General features: G+C 59.9%; 4 protein-coding genes. All 4 read left to right on the top strand.

Annotated features, from left to right (window positions below):
- Nucleotides 1-79: 79 nt before the first annotated feature.
- Nucleotides 80-355, top strand: a complete 276-nt coding sequence (locus tag ACEW8G_RS07450) for a hypothetical protein (RefSeq protein ID WP_373487799.1) — start codon at nt 80-82, stop codon at nt 353-355.
- Between the two features lie 290 nt (nt 356-645).
- A complete protein-coding gene (gene asnB / locus ACEW8G_RS07445) occupies nt 646-2499 on the top strand; it encodes an asparagine synthase (glutamine-hydrolyzing) (protein ID WP_373487798.1) in 1854 nt (617 codons plus the stop codon).
- A complete protein-coding gene (locus ACEW8G_RS07440) occupies nt 2466-3590 on the top strand; it encodes a polysaccharide biosynthesis protein (protein ID WP_373487797.1) in 1125 nt (374 codons plus the stop codon). Before asnB ends, ACEW8G_RS07440 begins: the two co-directional genes overlap by 34 nt.
- Nucleotides 3591-3656: 66 nt before the next feature.
- The coding region (locus ACEW8G_RS07435; protein WP_373487796.1) for a hypothetical protein at nt 3657-4044 on the top strand (388 nt) is incomplete at its 3' end.

The raw sequence follows: 4044 nt of genomic DNA, 5'->3' as shown, positions 1-4044 counted from the left end.
ATATCGGACGATTCGATAGTTCACTGTCAGAAAAAATGCACTGGCCTGAGGAACGATGAGGATCAGCTAGGGCAGGGCGATGCCCAGCACTATTAAACCAGTCAGCCCGTTCCGCTATTTCAATGCGTCACCAGAAGTAATTCGCTTGGTTGTGATGATGTACGTCCGCTTCCCGCTTAGTTTGCGGAACGTCGAGGGCCTGCTGGCTGAGCGCGGCATCGACATCTGCCACGACACGGTCCGGCATTGGTGGAACAGGTTAGGTCCGCTGTTCGCTACAGATATCCGAAGGCAGCGGGTCAGCCGCATGCGCGGCTTCGCCAGTGGCAGTGGCACCTCGATGAGGTCTACGTGAAGATCAACGGCGAGTTGCACTACCTGTAGCGAGCGGCCAATCAGGAGGGCAAGGTACTTGAAAGCTACGTCACGAAGACCAGGGACAAGGCCGCAGCGCTCTTGGCGGTGCTGCCACTGCGATCGGGGTGCAACAGTGCCGCCATCCAGCGGTGCACGTCGCGAATTTCGCGCTCGCTCGCCCACATTTCTAGCGCCGAGAAGAGGCTTGCGCTTACCGGCACCACATGTCACCAGCGCGGGCGACCCTCGGCTCTCGCTAGAGGAAGCATTTAGCAAGAGCTCGGTTCAATGTGTGGTTTCGTAGGATTGTATTCATCGCGTGCGCCGGTCGAGAGCGCAATGCTCGACGACATGCGCGATACCCTGACTCATCGTGGCCCCGATGGGGCAGGCTCGTGGATCAGCGCGGATCGTCAGCTCGGCCTGGGGCACAGGCGACTGGCAATCGTCGATCTATCGCACGCTGGCCACCAGCCCATGGTCTCGGCGGATGGCCGCTACGTGCTGATCTACAATGGCGAAATTTACAATCACCGCTCGATCCGCAGCGAGCTGCAAACCAAGGGCTACGTCTTCACCGGGACCAGCGACACGGAGGTGCTGCTTACCGCTTATCGTGAGTGGGGTCACGCGGCGATCGATAGGCTGCAGGGCATGTTTGCCTTCGTGATTTGGGACGTCAAGGAGCGCCGGCTGTTCGGCGCGCGCGACCGGGCGGGTGAGAAGCCGTTCTTCTACTACCATCGCGACGGATTGTTAGTTTTTGGTTCGGAGCTGAAGGCCCTGCTTGGCCATCCCGATCTGCCGCGCACCATAAATCTCGCCGCCATGGATGAATTTCTCGCCTATGGTTATGTTTCGCGCGACCGCTGCCTTCTCGACGGGTTCCGCAAGCTGCCCGCCGGTCACACTTTCGAATTCTTTGCGGACGACGGCAGGCTCGACATCCAGCCCTATTGGCAGCTGCCGATGTATGGCGGGCCCGAACGCGGCTTCGACGAGCTGGCAGACGAGTTCGAGCCTCTGTTGACGAATTCGGTGCGCCGCCAGCTGCTCGCCGACGTTCCGGTCGGCATTCTGTTGAGTGGTGGTCTGGACAGTTCGCTGATTGCCGAAACCGCCACCCGGGTGTCCAGCCAGGTGCGCACTTTCACCATCGGGTTCCCCGATAGCGATCTGCTGGACGAGAGTCCGATCGCCAAACGTCTGGCTCGGGAACTGGGCACCGAGCACACCGAATTGATGGCTGAGTCCGACACCTTGGACCTGCTGCCCGCCCTTGCCGAGCAGTTCGACGAGCCGATCGCGGATAGCTCCATGATCCCGACCTTTCTTGTCAGTCGGCTGATTCGGCAGAACGCTACGGTAGCGCTGGGCGGTGATGGCGGTGATGAACTGTTCGGCGGTTATCCGCAGCACAATTGGGTGCGCCAGATCCAAAAGATGCGCCGCTTGGGCACGCACCGGCTGGGTATGGCGGGCCTTGCTGCACGCATTCTCCCGAATGCCTTTTTTGCGCGCAAGATGGCGCTGCGCCTCTTGGATCGAGCCGACCCGGTGCTGACGGTTTCCCGAATTGCCGATCCGCTGATCCGCAGTCGGCTCATGGGATCGGGCCTGCCTTATCGGGGGATGCGGGCCGAACAGATGCGGGCCGATCTGATCGCGCGCTGGAGCGATATCGGCGATCGCGCCATGGCTCACGACTTCCTGACCTATATGTGCGACGATATTTTGGTGAAGGTCGATCGCGCCAGCATGCTCACCTCATTGGAGGTTCGTGCGCCACTGCTCGATCCGGCGATCATCGAGTTTGCCTTCGGCCAGCTCGCGCCGCACCAGCGGGCCAGTGATGGCGGACGCAAACTGCTATTGCGGCATGTTGCTCGTCGCCGGTTGCCGGACTGGTTCGACGTCGAGCGCAAGCAGGGCTTTTCCATACCCTTGGGCGCCTGGCTGCGGGGGCCATGGTCCTCTTTGCTCGAGAATCTGGCCGACGGTGCCGCAGACGGGCTGCTCGATCCGGAAGCGACGCGCGCGTTTCTGCGCAGCGGCAAGGGTAGCGATCGGCTCGCCCATCAGATTTTCCAACTTGCGATGCTCGAGCTATGGCGCCGCAAGTACAAGGTCACGATCGCCTAACCGGCCACCTGTTTCATTGGCCAGCTGATCTCGCCAGAAGCCGCAACAATTTCGAGGTAGTACAAATGTTTCGAGGCAAGACTTTGATGGTATCCGGTGGCACGGGATCATTCGGAACCGCCGTGCTGAAACGATTCCTCGATACGGACATCGGTGAAATCCGTGTTTTCAGTCGGGATGAAAAGAAGCAGGACGACATGCGCAAACGCTTCACGAGCGAGAAGCTGCGCTTTTTCATCGGCGACGTCCGCGACCCGACGAGTGTTCTGAACGCAACGCGCGGGGTGGATTACATTTTTCACGCCGCCGCGCTCAAGCAGGTACCGTCGTGCGAATTCCATCCTATGGAGGCGGTGGCGACAAATATATCGGGCACCGCCAATCTGCTGGAAGCGGCAACCGCGAATGCGGTCAAAAAAGTGATCTGCCTCAGCACCGACAAGGCGGTTTATCCGATTAATGCCATGGGCATGTCGAAGGCTCTGATGGAAAAGGTCATGGTGGCCAAATCTCGTGCGAATTCCGGTGACGAGGCGGTCTTTTGCGGTACCCGTTACGGCAATGTGATGGCCTCGCGCGGCTCGGTGATACCCCTTTTCGTCGATCAGGTATCGAATGGCCGACCCATAACCGTGACCGACCCGAAAATGACCCGTTACATGATGTCTCTGGATGAGGCCGTCGAGTTGGTGCTGTTCGCGTTTCGCAATGGCCGCAATGGCGACATCTTCGTTCAGAAGGCGCCGGCTTCCGAGATCGGCGACGTGGCTGAAGCCGTGCGGCAGCTACTCGGCAAGCCGGACCACCCCATCGAATCGATTGGCACGCGTCATGGCGAAAAACTTTACGAGACCCTCATGACGCGCGAAGAGATGGCGGGAGCGGAGGATCTGGGTGATTATTTCCGCATTGCGCCGGACGGCCGCGATCTGAACTACGCCAAGTACTACGTCGAAGGCGAAGCGCGCATCTCCCAGGCGGAAGATTACAACTCGCAAAATGCGAAGCGGCTGGATCTGGAGCAGACCAAGGCGCTGATAGACGAGCTTCCGTTCATGCGAAACGCAATCGCCGGACTTAATGGCGGTTAGCCCGATCGCGAAGGGCGGAAGGCCGATACCATGCGACTCGCTGTAGTCATGTACACCAATGGCGCGTTGAGCGGCGGCGCGGCGAAATACCTGCGCCGGCTCATTCCGATGTTCCTCGAGCGGGAGGAGGTCACGGAACTGCGATTGTTTCTCCCGCAAGGAGCGCTTGCCAATATCCCTGCCGAATGGCCGGTCCGCGAATGGAAACCGGGACGGTTTCGCGCAAACCGCATCCGCAAGATGGTGATCGAATGGGCGCCTGAAGTTGTCTTTGTTCCGACCGCACGCTGGTTCGATACCGGCCGTGCGGGCTGTGTCATCATGGTTCGCAACATGGAGCCGCTCCGCATTCCCGTGGGCGAAAATAGGCTGCTCGACATTGCTCGCCAGTTCGGACGACGGCTCGCGGCCAAACGCGCCTGTGCCAAGGCTGACCGGATAATTGCGGTTTCCG

The sequence above is a fragment of the Blastomonas sp. genome, from assembly GCF_041747255.1.
Classification (GTDB): Bacteria; Pseudomonadota; Alphaproteobacteria; order Sphingomonadales; family Sphingomonadaceae; genus Blastomonas.
Note: the sequence above shows the minus strand (reverse complement) of the source record. Positions and strands in the feature narration are given on the sequence as shown.